The sequence below is a fragment of the Fructobacillus sp. ESL1129 genome (genome assembly GCF_058507945.1).
Map to the genome: position 1 here is coordinate 1,080,525 of NZ_CP196668.1, position 13,946 is coordinate 1,094,470.

The 13,946-nt window shown below is 45.9% G+C and carries 14 protein-coding genes, 1 tRNA gene, 1 riboswitch and 1 other annotated feature; of the genes, 14 read left to right on the forward strand and 1 reads right to left on the reverse strand.

Annotation, left to right across the window (positions count from 1 at the left end):
* Positions 1-10: 10 nt before the first annotated feature.
* The 12 genes from ACSYSL_RS05360 to solA all read left to right on the forward strand — a co-directional run bounded on the left by ACSYSL_RS05360 (position 11) and on the right by solA (position 10,819).
* On the forward strand, positions 11-1,285 hold the full coding sequence (locus ACSYSL_RS05360; protein ID WP_491708516.1) for a uracil-xanthine permease family protein: 1,275 nt from the start codon (positions 11-13) through the stop codon (positions 1,283-1,285).
* A 347-nt stretch (positions 1,286-1,632) separates the two neighbouring features.
* Positions 1,633-2,349: a F0F1 ATP synthase subunit A gene (atpB, locus tag ACSYSL_RS05365; protein ID WP_187753601.1), complete on the forward strand. Its 717-nt coding sequence runs from the start codon at positions 1,633-1,635 to the stop codon at positions 2,347-2,349.
* Between the two features lie 89 nt (positions 2,350-2,438).
* Positions 2,439-2,666 carry a F0F1 ATP synthase subunit C gene (gene atpE, locus ACSYSL_RS05370; protein WP_010691413.1) on the forward strand — a complete coding sequence of 76 codons (228 nt, stop codon included), beginning with the start codon at positions 2,439-2,441 and terminating at the stop codon, positions 2,664-2,666.
* 22 nt (positions 2,667-2,688) lie between these two features.
* Positions 2,689-3,198, forward strand: a complete 510-nt coding sequence (gene atpF, locus ACSYSL_RS05375) for a F0F1 ATP synthase subunit B (protein WP_421823397.1) — start codon at positions 2,689-2,691, stop codon at positions 3,196-3,198.
* A 9-nt stretch (positions 3,199-3,207) separates the two neighbouring features.
* Positions 3,208-3,750 (forward strand): ATP synthase F1 subunit delta, encoded by a 543-nt coding sequence (gene atpH / locus ACSYSL_RS05380; protein WP_187753599.1) that lies wholly within the window; start codon positions 3,208-3,210, stop codon positions 3,748-3,750.
* A gap of 12 nt (positions 3,751-3,762) precedes the next feature.
* Positions 3,763-5,280, forward strand: a complete 1,518-nt coding sequence (gene atpA, locus ACSYSL_RS05385; RefSeq protein ID WP_187753598.1) for a F0F1 ATP synthase subunit alpha — start codon at positions 3,763-3,765, stop codon at positions 5,278-5,280.
* Positions 5,281-5,291: 11 nt separating this feature from the next.
* A complete protein-coding gene (locus ACSYSL_RS05390; RefSeq protein WP_010691418.1) occupies positions 5,292-6,209 on the forward strand; it encodes a F0F1 ATP synthase subunit gamma in 918 nt (305 codons plus the stop codon).
* Positions 6,210-6,257: 48 nt separating this feature from the next.
* A complete protein-coding gene (atpD, locus tag ACSYSL_RS05395) occupies positions 6,258-7,658 on the forward strand; it encodes a F0F1 ATP synthase subunit beta (RefSeq protein WP_010691419.1) in 1,401 nt (466 codons plus the stop codon).
* A gap of 11 nt (positions 7,659-7,669) precedes the next feature.
* The gene (locus tag ACSYSL_RS05400) at positions 7,670-8,110 is read left to right on the forward strand and encodes a F0F1 ATP synthase subunit epsilon (RefSeq protein ID WP_010691420.1); all 441 of its coding nucleotides are present in this window, start codon (positions 7,670-7,672) and stop codon (positions 8,108-8,110) included.
* Positions 8,111-8,256: 146 nt separating this feature from the next.
* A complete protein-coding gene (locus ACSYSL_RS05405; RefSeq protein WP_010691421.1) occupies positions 8,257-9,126 on the forward strand; it encodes a LysM peptidoglycan-binding domain-containing protein in 870 nt (289 codons plus the stop codon).
* 95 nt (positions 9,127-9,221) lie between these two features.
* Positions 9,222-9,293, forward strand: a tRNA-Glu gene (locus tag ACSYSL_RS05410).
* 114 nt (positions 9,294-9,407) lie between these two features.
* Positions 9,408-9,651: a binding site (T-box leader), on the forward strand.
* Positions 9,652-9,694: 43 nt separating this feature from the next.
* Positions 9,695-10,819 (forward strand): N-methyl-L-tryptophan oxidase, encoded by a 1,125-nt coding sequence (gene solA, locus ACSYSL_RS05415; RefSeq protein WP_491708517.1) that lies wholly within the window; start codon positions 9,695-9,697, stop codon positions 10,817-10,819.
* Positions 10,820-10,861: 42 nt separating this feature from the next.
* On the opposite strand, the gene ACSYSL_RS05420 is transcribed toward solA, so the two are convergent.
* Entirely contained in the window at positions 10,862-11,842 is a 981-nt protein-coding gene (locus tag ACSYSL_RS05420; protein WP_187753595.1) for a ketopantoate reductase family protein, read from the reverse strand.
* Positions 11,843-11,974: 132 nt separating this feature from the next.
* Between ACSYSL_RS05420 and trpS the strand changes: the two genes are divergently transcribed.
* Together trpS and ACSYSL_RS05430 are read left to right on the forward strand one after the other, a co-directional pair.
* Positions 11,975-12,991, forward strand: coding sequence for a tryptophan--tRNA ligase (gene trpS, locus ACSYSL_RS05425; RefSeq protein WP_491708518.1), 1,017 nt, complete (start codon positions 11,975-11,977; stop codon positions 12,989-12,991).
* A 147-nt stretch (positions 12,992-13,138) separates the two neighbouring features.
* Entirely contained in the window at positions 13,139-13,690 is a 552-nt protein-coding gene (locus ACSYSL_RS05430; RefSeq protein ID WP_187753593.1) for a hypothetical protein, read from the forward strand.
* Positions 13,691-13,708: 18 nt separating this feature from the next.
* Positions 13,709-13,880: riboswitch (Lysine riboswitch) on the forward strand.
* The last annotated feature ends 66 nt before the right edge of the window (positions 13,881-13,946 follow it).

Consider the following 13,946-nt stretch of genomic DNA (forward strand, 5'->3'; position numbering starts at 1 on the left):
GAGCGCAAACATGGTAAAAAAAGAAAATAACGCCCCACTTTATAAATTGTATGAACGACCACCCTTTCCAACCTTAATCGGTCTTTCTCTCCAACATCTTTTCTCGATGTTTGGTGCGACCATCTTGGTTCCGTTATTGGTCGGACTGAACCCCAGTGTTGCCCTTTTTTCTTCTGGAATTGGTACGCTGATTCATTTGCTCGTGACAAAGGGGCGTGTACCCGCCTACATGGGCTCATCGTTCGCCTTCATTATTCCGATGACTTCGCTTCTGAAGACATTTGGCTACCCTGCGGTTGGCCAGGGTGTGGTGGCTGTCGGCTTGTGTTATTTAGTCATTGCCCTGCTCGTTGCTAAAGTCGGTACCGGTTGGATGGATCGAATCTTTCCTCCCGAAGTCGTGGGTCCGGTGATTATGGTGATTGGCCTTTCATTGGCCCAGACGGCTGCACAGTCCGGAACCCAAATTAATGGGCAATACGACTGGCGGGCCTTTTTGGTGGCTGGCCTCACGCTGTTGGTCATGATCTTTACCAATCAATACTTAAAGGGCTTCCTCGGGATGATTTCGGTTTTAATTGGAATCGTCGTTGGCTATGTGCTAGCCCTTGCCTTTGGCTTGGTGGACTTGTCAGGAATTGGGCAGGCCAGCTGGTTCTCGATGCCTAAGTTTGACTTTTTGTTCATGAACCACGGGCACTTTGACGGTAACTTTTATCCACTGGCCATGCTGACGATGGTGCCGCTTGTTTTGGTCACGTTATCTGAGCACATTGGGCATTTACTTGTCTTGAAAAAGATTACGGGGCACGACTTTTTCACGGATCCGGGCTTGAATAAGACCTTGGCTGGCGATGGGTTAGCCTCTGTCTTTGCCGGTCTAGTTGGTGGTCCCGCCGTGACTTCTTATGGAGAAAACATCGGGGTTATGCAGTTATCAAAGGTCTATTCCGTCTGGGTTATCGGAGGGGCTGCTGTCTTTGCTGCTGTCTTTGCCTTTATTGGTAAGTTAACGGCCATTATTCAATCGGTTCCCGCCGCAGTAACGGGTGGTGTTGGTTTGATGCTGTATGGTGTTATCGCTGCTGCCGGACTACAGGTGTTGGTTGATAATAAAGTCGATTATTCACAAAAGCGTAACTTGTTAATTGCCGGACCAGTGATGGTTATTGGGATTGGAAACTTCCACTTAGCGTTGACCTCACAAATTGACTTTTCAGGTGTGGCCTTGGCGACTGTATTGGGCGTGATTTTAAATATCTGTTTACCAAAGTCAACTAAGTAACTCATCCAAAGAAGTATGATTACGTCGTCATCTATTTGGTTGGATTTTCACAAAAAAGAGAAAAAAGAGGCACTTCAATAGGAAAATTACAAAAGAATAGCTGGTGAGTTTTTATCATTTATTTCTTTTGAAGGGCTTGATAAAGCCTTTTCTAAGCAGTTAATCAACATATTAAACATTTTGTTGCATAATTGTACGACACATTTAAAATTTTCTTGATTTGTTGTGAATTTAGCACAAAATCGCTTGTATTTAGAAAATAGTGGGCGTATTATTGGGGGTATATTTTGAGGTATGGGAGCGAATGTCTTATACCAAAATAAAGAACTGCAGAAAGGAGAAAACCGATGGATGAACCGACATCAACCTTTTCGTTGTTGGGTCTGACTTTCACCTGGACAACAGTGATTTCAACTTTGTTAGCGATGACCGTTGTTGTCTTGTTGGCAGTCTTCCTAACGCGAAAAGTTGCGATTCGACCGTCACGTGGGCAAAACGTGATTGAGTATGTCTTGGACTTTGTCAGGGGAATTTTAGGGGACCAGTTACCTAACAACCTGGCCCGTCAATTTGGGCTGTATAGCTTTACCCTGTTCTTGTTCCTTGTTGTTTCAAACGAAATGGGACTGTTACTACAAGTTAAGACAGCTTCAGAGGTGACCTTGATTAAGTCCCCAACGGCCGATCCTTTAATTGCATTTAGTTTAGCTATTATGTCTTTGATGCTCGCTCATGCAACTGGTGTGAAAACACTGGGCTTGGGCGGCTATCTGAAGAACATGTTCCTAAAACCATATGCTGCCATGTTCCCGTTGAATGTCGTTGAACAAGTGACGAACTTTTTGACACTTGCGCTACGACTCTTTGGAAACATCTTCGCTGGAGAATTGATGTTGAATTTGCTGGCAAGTATGGCCTTTTCATTAAATGGCTTTGGTTGGATCGTTGCATTGCCGCTAGAGATGGCTTGGCAGGCCTTCTCGTTATTGATCGGTGGCATCCAGGCCTACGTCTTTGTTATGCTGACGGCCGTGTTTACGGCCCAGTTATCAGGCGAGGAATAGGCCTTTGTTGCTGATGTAGTCAACACGGGGGACCGTTATCATCCAATAGTAAAGAAGAAACGCTCTTTCGTATTAAAAGGAGAAAGCAAATGGATTTACAGAACTTAGGAGTTATTGCAGCTGGAATCGCCTTCGCCGGAGCTGCCATTGGTGGTGGTATCGGTGTTGGTATCATGTATTCACAGTTTTTGGCCGGAATGTCTCGCCAGCCTGAATTAGCTGGAAAGCTTTTGTCACGTGCCTTCCTTGGGTTGGCTTTGGCCGAAGCCCTACCAATCATCGTTGTTGGTATGGCCTTTACTTTGATTAACAAGTAAGCAAAAGCCCTAGAGGAGATAGATGATGGCACAAACATTATTAATGACAAAGGCGATGCCTCTTGGCGATATGGTCTTTATTATTGTTGCCTTCCTCCTACTGATGGTCATTCTCAAGAAGGTGGCCTATGGACCGTTAACAAAGGTCTTGGACCAACGTGCAGATAAGATTAATAAGGATTTGGATGAGGCTGAACAAAAGAACCAAGATGCCGCTTCCTTAGTTGAACAACGTCAAAAGGAATTGTCCGATTCAAAGAATCAGGCCAGTCAAATGATTACCGTGGCTAAGAAGTCCGCCAAGGAACAATCAGACGCCTTGATTCAAGCAGCGAATACGCAAGTTGCTGGTATGCGCCAGTCTGCTCAAGAAGATGCTGCACAGATGAAGGATGATGCAATGAACACGGCCAAAAAGGACGTGGCGGACTTGTCCGTAACGATTGCGTCAAAGTTGATTCAAAAAGAATTATCTGCTGATGACCAGCGGGCCCTAATTGATGCATACTTAGCAGAATTGGGTCAGCAGTAAGGAGGACAGATGGCTAATAAAAAAGGAAAAGTGGTCGACCAATACGCTAAGGCACTCTTAGCCTACGGCGCCGACCAAGATTCTTTTGACAGCCTACTGGCTGATTTGAAAGTCGTGACACAAGTGGTTGAAAGCACGCCAAAACTGACGGCGCTTTTAGCTGCACAAACGATTTCAGAAGAAGACCAAGTCTCCTTATTGGACACATTGACTAAGGGAGCCAACCAGGCGGTTGTGAATTTAACAAAGATTTTGTTGTCACACCACCATTTCGCCTTGCTAGGCGCTGTTACCAATCGATTCATTGAGCTGTACCAACAGAGTCAAGGAATCGAACCCGTCGTTATCACGTCAGCAGTAGCTGTTGATGATGAGCAAAAGGGACGGTTGGAACAAGCCTTTTTGAAGCAAAGTGGCGCAAAAACGGTTGAAGCTACTTACCAAATCAATCCCGATTTGGTTGCCGGTGTGTCCATGCAATCCAAGTCAATTTTGATTGACGGATCGCTGAAGACGAAGATTGCCAAATTGAAGGCAGAGTTACTAGGTTAGTGAGGGAAAGACATGGCGATTCAAGCTGAAGAAATTTCTGCTTTAATTAAGCAGCAGCTCGAAAAGTTCGACACAAAACTGACTGTAGAAGAAATTGGAACCGTTACCTACATCGGTGATGGTGTTGCACGAGCAACTGGATTGGCAAATGCCCTTTCTGGTGAGTTGTTGACTTTTAACAACGGTGCATACGGAATGGTTCAAAACCTGGAAGAATCTGAAGTGGGAATCATTGTTTTGGGTTCCTCAGAAGGTATTCGCGAAGGTGATACAGTTAAGCGGACGGGACACGTAATGGAAGTCCCTGTCGGTGAAGAACTTATCGGGCGTGTCGTTAACGCTTTGGGGCAACCCATTGACGGTTTAGGCGACTTGAAAACAACAAAGACTCGACCTGTCGAAGCCAAGGCACCTGGTGTCATGGCTCGTAAGTCAGTTTCTGAACCAGTTCAAACCGGAATTAAGGCCATTGATGCCCTTGTTCCAATCGGTCGTGGTCAGCGTGAGTTGATTATCGGTGACCGTAAGACTGGTAAGACATCCATTGCCATCGATACAATCTTGAACCAAAAGGATCAAGACATGATTGTTATTTACGTAGCGGTCGGTCAAAAGGATTCAACGGTTCGTGAACAGGTTGCCACGTTGAAGCGCATGGGTGCCATGGATTACACAATTGTCGTGAATGCAGGACCTGCTGAAGCGGCCGCTCTATTGTACTTGGCGCCATATGCCGGTGCAGCGATGGGTGAAGAATTCATGTATAACGGCAAGCATGTCTTGATTGTCTTTGATGATTTGTCAAAGCAAGCAACGGCATACCGTGAGATATCCTTGATTCTTCGTCGTCCGCCTGGTCGTGAAGCATACCCTGGTGACGTCTTCTACTTGCACTCACGTTTGCTTGAACGTGCAGCCAAGTTGTCAGACGAATTGGGTGGTGGCTCAATGACGGCTTTGCCAATCATTGAAACGCAGGCCGGGGATGTGTCGGCCTATATTCCAACGAACGTTATCTCCATTACCGATGGACAGATTTTCTTGGATGCTGATCAATTCCGTGCCGGTGTTCGACCAGCCATTGATGCCGGAACTTCTGTTTCCCGTGTTGGTGGGGATGCCCAGATCAAGGCCATGAAGAAGGTTTCTGGAACTTTGCGTTTGGATCTCGCATCCTACCGTGAATTGGAATCCTTTGCTCAGTTTGGTTCCGATTTGGATGCTTCAACACAAGCTAAGTTGAACCGTGGTAAGCGAACGGTTGAAGTTTTGAAGCAGCCGTTGCACAAGCCAATGGCTGTTCAACACCAGGTCTTTGTGCTTTATGCCTTGACACATGGTTACTTGGATGATGTTGCTGTTGATGATATTCAACACTTCCAAGATGAATTCATTGCTTACTTGAATGCGAGCCAAAAAGATTTGTTGGATGAAATTGTGACAACAAAGCAATTGCCAGATACCGATAAGATGGACGCAGCGGTGAAGAACTTCAAGGACAGCTATACAGGCTCTTCTGCTGATCAATAAAAGGAGGCAAAATGGCTTCTTTACAAGATATTAAACGGCGGATTGCCTCAACTAAGAAAACGCGACAGATTACATCAGCCATGCAGATGGTGTCGACAGCCAAATTGAGTCAGATTCAACGCTCAACAACTGGTTACCATGAATATGCGTACCGTTTGAAGGCGGTTGTCTCACATTTGATTGAGGCCCATGTTTTGGATAATGTTGACGCGTCTCATTTGCCAATGGTTGCCAAGCGACCTGTTAAGAAGACAGGAATTTTGCTGGTTACTTCTGACCGTGGCTTAGTTGGGTCATACAATGCCAACATCATCAAGAAAACAAATGCCTTGATGAAAGAAAATAACTTAACGCCAGACAATGCGGTCATTTTAGCGATTGGTGGTAACGGGGCCGACTTTTATAAAAAGCGTGGCTTCACCGTTGCTCTTGAACACCGTGGTTTGTCGGATGTACCGACTTTTAATGAAGTGCGGCAGGTGTTGAAAAGCGTGATTTCTCTTTATGAGGCGGAAGCTTTTGATTCATTGCACCTTGTCTACAACCACTTTATTAACCGTCTTCAAGCTGACCAGCGCAATGTGCAGTTATTGCCGTTGACGCGTGAGGTCGTTGAGGAAACACGGGTACAAGAGGGTGAAGATGGTCAGGAGCAATCCTTTGATACGCTTTCTGCCTATGATTCTGAGCCGGATGCGACGACTGTTTTGAACGTGGTTTTGCCACAATACATTCAGTCACTCGTCTTTGAAGCGTTGCTTGATGCTAAGACAGCCGAACATGCTGCTTCATCGACGGCAATGTCTTCTGCAACTGATTCAGCTGATGACATTATTTCATCACTCGGTTTGCAGTATAACCGTGCTCGTCAATCACAAATCACGACTGAAATCACTGAAATCACTGGTGGAATGGTCGCACTGGAATAAGTTAATGAAGACGGTGTTTGACACTGTTAGCAGAGAAAGGAAACAAGCATGACTACTGGAAAAGTCGTACAAGTGATCGGTCCAGTCGTTGATGTGGCCTTTGATGAAGGGGTTGAAATTCCAGAAATTAACAATGCTTTGCTTGTTGATTTGGGAGACGGTAAGACTCTGACAATCGAAGTTTCGTTGGCCTTGGGGAACGGCGTCGTCCGGACCATTGCCATGGACGGAACGGATGGGTTGCAGCGCGGCATGGCTGTTCAAGACACTGGTAAGCCAATCGAAGTTCCCGTAGGGGAAGCAACGCTTGGTCGTGTCTTTAACGTTTTGGGCCAACCGATTGATAATGCAGGAGCAATTGCTCCTTCCGTTGCACGTCACCCAATTCATCGTGCAGCACCAGCATATGATGAGTTGACCACTTCCCGTGAAATTTTGGAAACGGGAATTAAGGTGATTGATTTGTTAGCACCATATATTCGTGGTGGTAAGACTGGATTGTTCGGTGGTGCTGGTGTTGGAAAGACGGTCTTGATTCAAGAGCTGATTCACAACATCGCCCAGGGACACAACGGTATCTCTGTCTTTACCGGAGTCGGTGAACGTACCCGTGAAGGTAACGACATGTACCACGAAATGAAGGAATCAGGCGTTCTGAAGCAGACCGCCATGGTTTACGGTCAGATGAACGAACCACCTGGTGCACGTATGCGTGTTGCCCTGACTGGTTTGACAATGGCCGAATCATTCCGTGATAACGAAGGAAAAGATGTTTTGCTCTTCATCGACAACATCTACCGATTCACGCAGGCCGGATCTGAAGTTTCCGCCTTGCTTGGACGTATTCCTTCTGCCGTTGGTTATCAGCCAACTTTGGCTTCTGAAATGGGTAAGCTTCAGGAACGAATCACTTCAACAAAGAAGGGTGCCGTTACGTCAATCCAGGCCGTTTATGTGCCTGCCGATGATTATACCGATCCTGCTCCTGCCACGACTTTTGCCCACTTGGATGCCACGACCAACTTGGAACGTTCATTGACACAGCAAGGAATTTACCCTGCCGTTGATCCTTTGGCCTCAACTTCTTCCGCTTTGGATCCTGAAGTTGTTGGACAGGAACACTATGATGTTGCTACGGAAGTGCAGCGAACGTTGCAACGCTACCGTGAATTGCAAGACATCATTGCCATCTTGGGTATGGATGAATTGTCGGATGAGGAAAAGGTTACGGTTAACCGTGCCCGTCGCATTCAGTTCTTCCTTTCGCAGCCTTTCTCAGTTGCTGAGACCTTTACGGGTGTGAAGGGGGAATATGTCCCAATTGCTGAAACGGTTCGTTCATTTAAGGAAATTCTTGCTGGTAAGTATGATGATCTGCCAGAAGATGCTTTCCGTAACGTTGGACCAATTGAACAAGTGGTTGACAAGGCGAAGTCAATGGCCCAATAAGGGGGTAATCCATGGCTGAACAAGAACAACAAAAGGGAATTGCCGTTAAGATTGTGACACCAGAAGGTGAGATTTATGATCAGACAGGTGCCGAAATTGCGGTAATTAACACCAAAGGTGGACAAATGGGAATCATGGCAGGGCACGAGCCAGTTTTGGCTGCCCTTGCCATTGATGAAATGATTGTCAAAAAAGATGACCAAAAGCGTTCGTTAGCGGTCAATGGTGGTGTGGCTGAGTTTTCACACGACCTATTGACGGTGATTGCTGATTCGGCTGAAATTGCTGATAATATTGATGTTAACCGTGCTGAAAATGCCAAAGAACGTGCTCAATCACGTCTTGCTCACGCGCAAGAAGTGAAGGACAGTCGTGAAATTGCAATGGCACACGTTGCGTTAATGCGAGCAGTTAACCGCATTCACGTCGCTTCGATCCGTAGTGGTCAATAAACGAAAAGGGCTGACATCTGTCAGTCCTTTTTGTTTTATTTTGATATTTTAATGCAGGCTTAAACTTTGGAAGTGTATCATAGTGTATGGAGTAGTCATTACTAACCGACGGTTGTTTTGATGAATGAAGCAAAAAGGAGAACAAAATGACGATTAAGAATAAGTTATTAATCGCTGCTGGATTGGCCGGCTCGGTTGCCCTCGGGCATCAAGCCGCTTCAGCCAATGATACGCAGCAACATACAATCAAGTCCGGTGAAACGTTGAGCGCCATTGCCAACATGTACAACACGTCAGTTGATGAAATTGCGAAGGCGAATAACATTTCAAACGTTGACCAGATTTACACTGGTGAAAACCTTATTATCGGTCAAGCCAATACTTCTTCTGCAAGTACTGATAGTACATCAGCACAAACAACAAACGCAGCCAACGCTGATGGCTCATACACTGTCCAATCAGGTGATAACCTTTGGACATTGGCATCCCGTTTCAACACCACAGTGTCAAACTTGGCATCTTGGAACAACATTCAAAATGTTGACCAATTGACGGTTGGGCAAGTGTTGAAAACGTCAGCCGATGATCAGTCAACGCAAACTGCAGCGACGACCACGGATACGCAGAGCCAAACTGATACACAATCAGAAGCACAGGCTACTTCAGCATCAACCACTGCTCAGGTAACGGATACTGCTGCTACAACGCAAGACACGTCTGCCGCAACGGTTGTTAGCACTTCTGCTACAGTAAGTAACCAATCAACAACGGCTGATTCAACGGATGAACAAAGTGCTTTGCAGGCCATCATCATGCTTGAATCAGGTGGTAACGTCAATGCGACGAACGGTATCTACTACGGAATTGGTCAATTGTCACCATCATTGCGTGCCCGTTATGGTGGAAACACGGCTGACTACCAAGATCAGTTGCAAGCAATGAAGAGCTACATTGCCGATCGCTACGGTTCAGCGGTTGCTGCTTTAGCACATCATCGTCAGTACAACTGGTACTAAAATAAATTTTTTTAAATTTTCTATTGACGAGGTCAGGGTTAGCTTGCTATACTAACATAGTTGTTTGATAGCGATATCAAATAACAACTGACCATGGCCCGTTGGTCAAGTGGCTAAGACGCTGCCCTTTCACGGCGGAATCGAGAGTTCGATTCTCTCACGGGCTACTAAAGAGTCGCCAGCATTTGCTGGCGGCTTTTTTGTTTGCTTTTATCAAGATTTATTTTCATTTTTCTCTAATAAAACATTGACAGGGTGCAATGCGATTGATAAACTACTGGTAACAAACGGTGATGGGAAAAGTAAAAGGTGGATGCTTTACAGAAAACCAGCGGTGATGGAAGCTGGTAAGAAGAAACCTTTGAAGATGGTCCTTGAGTTTTGTACCGGTGAGCTTCGAGTCAGCCGGTACCGGGTGCGCCCGTTAAGGCGTTAGGGTATCTCTTGTATAGGCGTACCTGTTGAGTAATTAGTAGTGATGCTGATTAAAATCAGGGTGGTAACACGATTTCGATTGTCCCGTAGTCTTTTGACTACGGGACTTTTTAGTTATAAAAGGAGAAGGAAAATGGGAAAAGTTTATGATGTTGCGGTTATTGGAACAGGGTCAGTTGGATCGGCAGCCGGATACTATGCAGCTAAAGAAGGGTTAGCGGTTTTAGAATTAGATAGCCATCGGCCACCACATGAACAGGGATCGCACCATGGTCAAACGCGAATCATTCGCTATGCCTATGGAGAGGGCGAGAAGTATTTGCCCCTGCTTCTAGAAGCGAAAAAACTATGGGCAGATCTTCAGGAACAGTCTGGCCAAGATATTTTTCATCAAGTCGGTGTGGTGAATGTTGGTCCTAAGGGAGCGGACTTCATTGAAAACGTGGCGCACACGGCCGATAAGTTTGACTTGAACGTGCAGTTTTTGGAAGGTCAGGAAATTAACGACGCTTTTCCAAATTTGCATTTTAATGATGATTACCGAGCGGTTTATGAAAAAGATGCTGGCTACCTTCATTCAGAGGTTGCAATCGAAACGTATCTGAGACTTGCGGAAAAGCTCGGTGTTGATCAGGACTTTTCCTCAGCTGTTTCGAGCATTAACTACCGAGAGGATGGCCTAGTGGTTATTACAAACAGCCAAACGACTTATTTGGCCAAAGAGGTTATTTTGACCACCGGTAGCTGGGTGAAGAAGTTGGTTCCGACTTTGCCAATCACGGTGAAACGAAAAGTCTTTGCCTGGTTTAAAATTGATGATCAACGCTTGACGGAACAGCGGGGCTTTCCCGCCTTTACGATTGAAATTGCGGGTGATGCAACTTACTATGGTTTTCCAGGAGAAAATGGTGATATTAAAATCGGCAAGCACGACGGCGGTCAAGTGATTACAGAACCAGCTGAACGCGCTACCTATGGTTCGTATCCAGAAGACAAGGAGGAGATTAAGCCCTTGTTGGCACAATACCTGACGGGGACAGCGGGACTGGACTTTGGGGCAGCCTGTACCTATGATGTTTCGCCCGACGAGGACTTTATCATTGATCAATTACCAGGACATCCTCAAGTTAAACTGGTCACCGGCCTGTCGGGGCATGGTTTTAAGTTCGCTAGTGTCCTTGGAAAAGTCTTGGCAGACCAAGTGGCCGGGAAGGATGTTTTCCTTGATTTGAAACCTTTCTCGCTTAATCGTTTTTAATAAGAACAAAAGAAAAAGCCCGCTAGGGGCTTTTTTATTGTTTTACTGTGCCAATTGATTAACTGGTGGGTTAAATTCACGCATGGCTTCGGCCAGGTGCACGAGGTTAGTGATGAAGCGCTGGGTTGGCGCTGCCACACCGTTTGCCTCCGCCAAGTCGGCAATCCAACCGTTGATGTAGTCAACTTCGGTCGGACGGTTTTTAACAAAGTCTTGATACATGGAAGGGAAGTGCAAAGGAACCACTTCACGGGCCACGTAGTCAACTTGAACGAGCATTTCCTCGCGTGTCTCCAATAAAGTGATACCGGCTGCAGCAGCTGCATCGTAGGCTTCGTCCACCAATGGCTTCGCAATGGTCGGCACGAATTGGTCATAGGAAAGCAAGTTTCCCATGCGGGCCTGGAACATGGTCGCGATTGAGTTTTCCACGGCGTTAAAGAATACCTTGGTCAACAACGTGCCCATAAAGTTGTTTGAATACGTTGGATTCAAGTGGGCAGCCTGAAAGTCTTCCATGACTTCTTTGGTCGCTTCCGTTTCTTCTCCGGATAAATTCGAGTATGCGGAAGCGCCGGAATTGGCTTTACCAATGAAGTCGACGTCGCCAAAGTCATTCAAAATCGTCGCGATCATGGCCGTTCCGCCAATGATCTTGTCATCCTTGAAGTAGGATTGCAATTTCTCAATGTGGCCCATTCCATTCATGGCTCCGACGGCCACTTGGTTATCCTTAAAGTGGGGCGCCATACGCTCCAGGGTCTCAGCCAGTTGCATTTGCTTCATGAAGAAAATCCAAACATCCGGCTCGCCGGTATATTCTTCTGGTGAGTAAATATTGACTAGCACGGGGTGCTTGTCTTCGTGATCGCGTGATTGGTAGACGAGGTTGCCCTGTCCCTTAATTTTGTCGATCGATTCTTTTGTCGGCTCGACAAAGTCAACGGACTTACCAGCCACTTCCTGAAGCAAAAGCCCATAGCGCAACCCCATGGCACCCGCTCCAACAACAGCATATTTCATCGTACAACCTCCTATTTCATTAAATGTTTTTCATTTGTTTTTAATAATATACCAATAACAAAGCTTGTCTGCAAGACTTTATGTAATTCGTTATAATAAGAGGGTTAGAAAATAAAGGGAATTCATTCAATCATGGAAAAAGAAATTTACTTAACCGGTGACCGACCAACCGGAAAACTGCACATTGGGCACTATATCGGTTCCCTAAAGAACCGGGTGGCCATGCAAAACGAGGGAATTTACGACCCTTACATTATGATTGCCGATACGCAAGCCTTCACTGACAACGCCCGTGATCCCGAGAAGATTCAACGGTCACTTCGTGAAGTTGCCTTGGATTACTTAGCGGTCGGGATTGACCCAAAGAAGTCAACGATTTTTGTTCAGTCTCAGATTCCGGCTTTGGCGGAACTAACGATGTTTTACATGAACTTAGTTTCTTTGGGGCGTTTGGAGCGCAACCCAACGGTTAAGACAGAAATTCAACAAAAGGGCTTTGGAGAAGGGATTCCTGCTGGCTTTTTGACCTATCCTGTCTCACAGGCGGCCGACATTACGTTGTTTAAGGCAACGAAGGTACCGGTTGGGGATGATCAAAAGCCAATGATTGAACAGACAAGAGAGCTGGTTCGCGCCTTTAACAATGCGTACCATACTGATATTTTGGTCGAACCTGAAGGGGTTTTCCCACCAAAGGGACAGGGTCGCCTACCAGGGATTGACGGTAACGCCAAGATGTCCAAGTCTTTGAACAACGGCATTTATCTGTCAGATGATGACGAGACGTTGGCTAATAAAGTCAAGTCCATGTATACTGATCCGACCCACATTCGGGTGGAAGATCCTGGCCACGTGGAAGGAAACGTTGTCTTCACTTACTTGGACATCTTTGATCCGGATAAGAAGCGGGTCCAGGAATTAAAGGAACACTACCAACGTGGTGGCTTGGGGGACATGAAGTTGAAAAAGCACTTGCTTGAAGTCATGGAAGCTGAATTGGCACCAATCCGGAAACGGCGCATGGAATATGCCAAGGACATGGATGCGGTCATGGCCATGCTTCAAGAGGGGTCCCGTAAGGCAAATGAAAAGGCTGAAGAGACCATGAAGCAGGTCCGAGCTGCCATGGGTATCAATTATTTTGGTTAAGCAGCAAATGATGAGTTGTATTGAGAAGGAAAGGTCGTAACGGCATTGTTCTACCCATTGAAAAAGAGACGATTTTTACCCATTTTTTCATTAATCGTCTTCATTATCTTATCGATCATGTTGCGTTTTAACAGTACATTTTTGACCATGATTGATGCCGTAGTGGCCATCATTATTCAAACCGTGGCTGCTAGCAAAATTGGATTCTTGCTCGTACCCGCCTATTTCTTGAAAAAATTCTGGATTGTTTGGGTGCTGAGCATTGCCTGGGCAGCTTTCTTGCGGACGCTCGATTTCAAAGTCGGTTTCTGGTGGTCTTTGGCCTGTTCATCGATTCTAGTGGTGGCTAGTTGGGGATGGTCTTTGCTGACTTTCTTTTACTGGGACGATGGACCGGTGTTATCGCAGTGGATGCCGGCTGTGGCCAGCGTGGTTTGGGTCTTTTTGTTATTTCAAATTAAGCAAGCATTGGTTGTTCGACTTCCGGTGGCGCAATGGGTGAAAAAAACAATTGAAGTCATCATGGTCTTGTTTTGGATTGACTTGGCCTTTGCTGCCATCGTTGATTACGACTTTTCATCCATCACGTTGATTGGGGCTGCTCTAATTGGTTATTATTACTTCCGTTTGACTGCCACTGTTTACATTCGTGGCGGAAAGCGCCTTCAACAATTTTTTGGTGTTGACGGTAAAATTTAATTGTGCTAATCTAAAGCCAACAAACAAAGAGGTTGCAACCAAGATGAGTCGCACTGGAGAGTCCACCCAGGACGTTGAACCAGTGTTAAAGGTGCGGTTGCCGAAAGTTTTCCCTCGGGGGAGGGGGAACTTGGGACGTGAAAGAAAATTTCCCGGACTGTCGTTTTTTAAACGGTGCGCTTTGCTATCATGCTTAAAAAATGTGATGACGCCTACTTTTGTTTTTGTACAGAAGTAGGTTTTTTGTTTGTCAAAA

What these genes read in the sequence shown, in the direction of transcription:
- ACSYSL_RS05360 (WP_491708516.1), top strand. Translation starts at nt 11, where the DNA reads ATGGTAAAAAAAGAAAATAACGCCCCACTTTATAAATTGTATGAACGA.
- atpB (WP_187753601.1), top strand. Translation starts at nt 1,633, where the DNA reads ATGGATGAACCGACATCAACCTTTTCGTTGTTGGGTCTGACTTTCACC.
- atpE (WP_010691413.1), top strand. Translation starts at nt 2,439, where the DNA reads ATGGATTTACAGAACTTAGGAGTTATTGCAGCTGGAATCGCCTTCGCC.
- atpF (WP_421823397.1), top strand. Translation starts at nt 2,689, where the DNA reads ATGATGGCACAAACATTATTAATGACAAAGGCGATGCCTCTTGGCGAT.
- atpH (WP_187753599.1), top strand. Translation starts at nt 3,208, where the DNA reads ATGGCTAATAAAAAAGGAAAAGTGGTCGACCAATACGCTAAGGCACTC.
- atpA (WP_187753598.1), top strand. Translation starts at nt 3,763, where the DNA reads ATGGCGATTCAAGCTGAAGAAATTTCTGCTTTAATTAAGCAGCAGCTC.
- ACSYSL_RS05390 (WP_010691418.1), top strand. Translation starts at nt 5,292, where the DNA reads ATGGCTTCTTTACAAGATATTAAACGGCGGATTGCCTCAACTAAGAAA.
- atpD (WP_010691419.1), top strand. Translation starts at nt 6,258, where the DNA reads ATGACTACTGGAAAAGTCGTACAAGTGATCGGTCCAGTCGTTGATGTG.
- ACSYSL_RS05400 (WP_010691420.1), top strand. Translation starts at nt 7,670, where the DNA reads ATGGCTGAACAAGAACAACAAAAGGGAATTGCCGTTAAGATTGTGACA.
- ACSYSL_RS05405 (WP_010691421.1), top strand. Translation starts at nt 8,257, where the DNA reads ATGACGATTAAGAATAAGTTATTAATCGCTGCTGGATTGGCCGGCTCG.
- solA (WP_491708517.1), top strand. Translation starts at nt 9,695, where the DNA reads ATGGGAAAAGTTTATGATGTTGCGGTTATTGGAACAGGGTCAGTTGGA.
- ACSYSL_RS05420 (WP_187753595.1), bottom strand. Translation starts at nt 11,842, where the DNA reads ATGAAATATGCTGTTGTTGGAGCGGGTGCCATGGGGTTGCGCTATGGG.
- trpS (WP_491708518.1), top strand. Translation starts at nt 11,975, where the DNA reads ATGGAAAAAGAAATTTACTTAACCGGTGACCGACCAACCGGAAAACTG.
- ACSYSL_RS05430 (WP_187753593.1), top strand. Translation starts at nt 13,139, where the DNA reads ATGATTGATGCCGTAGTGGCCATCATTATTCAAACCGTGGCTGCTAGC.